Source organism: Pseudomonas sp. RL (assembly GCF_000647775.1).
GTDB lineage: Bacteria > Pseudomonadota > Gammaproteobacteria > Pseudomonadales > Pseudomonadaceae > Serpens > Serpens flexibilis.
Genome location: NZ_JBOY01000085.1, coordinates 1 through 1,279, shown reverse-complemented (window position 1 = coordinate 1,279; position 1,279 = coordinate 1). Strand labels below are relative to the sequence as shown.

Below are 1,279 nucleotides of genomic sequence, written 5' to 3'. Positions count from 1 at the left end.
CTGCCGCCGGAGCTGCCGCGCGTCATCACCGTGCACGAGCCCGCGAGCGGCTGCACCTGCGCCACCTGCGCGGCGGATCTGGTCAAGATCGGTGAGCACGTCAGCGAGAAGCTGGCGTATACGCCGGCGAAGTTCCACGTCGAGCGCCACGTCCATCCGCAGTACGCCTGCCGGGCGTGTGAGACCGCCGTCGCCGAGCCGGTCGCACCCGCCATCATCGACCGCGGCCTGCCCGCGCCCTCGCTGCTGGCGCAGGTGCTGCTGGCCAAGTACACCGATCACCTGCCGCTGTACCGGCAGCAGACGATCTACGCCCGCGCCGGCATCGAGCTGCCGCGCAGCACGCTCGCCGACTGGGTCGGCGCCTGCGGCGTCGCCCTGCAGCCGCTGGCCGATCGACTGCGCGAGAAGCTACGCGAACAGGTCTGCCTGCATGCCGATGAGACCCCGGTCGACACGCTGGATCCGGGCAACGGCAAGACCCAGCAGAGCTATCTGTTCGCCTACCGAAGTACCGCCGGGCCACCGATCGTGGTGTTTGACTACGCCGACAGCCGCAGCGGCAAGCACGCACGCGAGTTCCTCGGGGATTGGCGCGGCGCGCTCATGGTCGACGACTACGCCGGCTACAAGGCGCTGTTCCGCGAGGGCGTCACCGAGCTCGCCTGTTGGGTGCATGTGCGCCGCAAGTTTGTCGAGGTCGTCCAGGCCAGCGGCAGCCCCCTGGCACAGGAGGCCGTCGAACGCGTCGGCGTGCTGTACCGCATCGAAGCCGAGGCCAAGGACCAAGGACTCCACGGCGAGGCGCTGCGCGCCTATCGCCAGCAGCACGCCGCGCCGAAGCTGACCGAGCTGCACGACTGGCTGCAGGCGCTGGGCCTCAAAACGCTGAAGAACAGCGGCCTCGCCAAGGCGGTGAATCACGCGCTCAGCCGCTGGCCCGCGCTGCTGCGCTACCTCGAGGACGGCGGTCGCCCGATCGACAACAACCCGATCGAAAACGCCATCCGCCCGATCACGCTGGGCCGGAAGAACTGGCTGTTCATCGGCGGCACGAACGCCGGCCCGCGCGCCGCCGCGATCATGAGCCTCGTCGCCACCGCCAAGGCCAATGGCCTTTGCCCGCAGGCCTGGCTGACTGACGTACTCACACGGCTCCCGACTACGCGCAACCGGGATATCGACAGCCTGCTGCCCATTTCGGGCTGGGCAGCGCTCGGCAGCTAAGGCTCAGCACAAGGTGAGGTCGAGAGGTAGGTGTGGTGGCCGGACGCTTACG

Annotated in this window: 1 protein-coding gene; it reads left to right on the top strand. The window is 69.0% G+C overall.

Annotated features, from left to right (window positions below; all coding sequences use genetic code 11):
* On the top strand, positions 1-1,227 hold a 1,227-nt coding region (locus tag AS93_RS0113650), incomplete at its 5' end, for an IS66 family transposase (protein WP_027591134.1).
* Positions 1,228-1,279 lie beyond the last annotated feature (52 nt).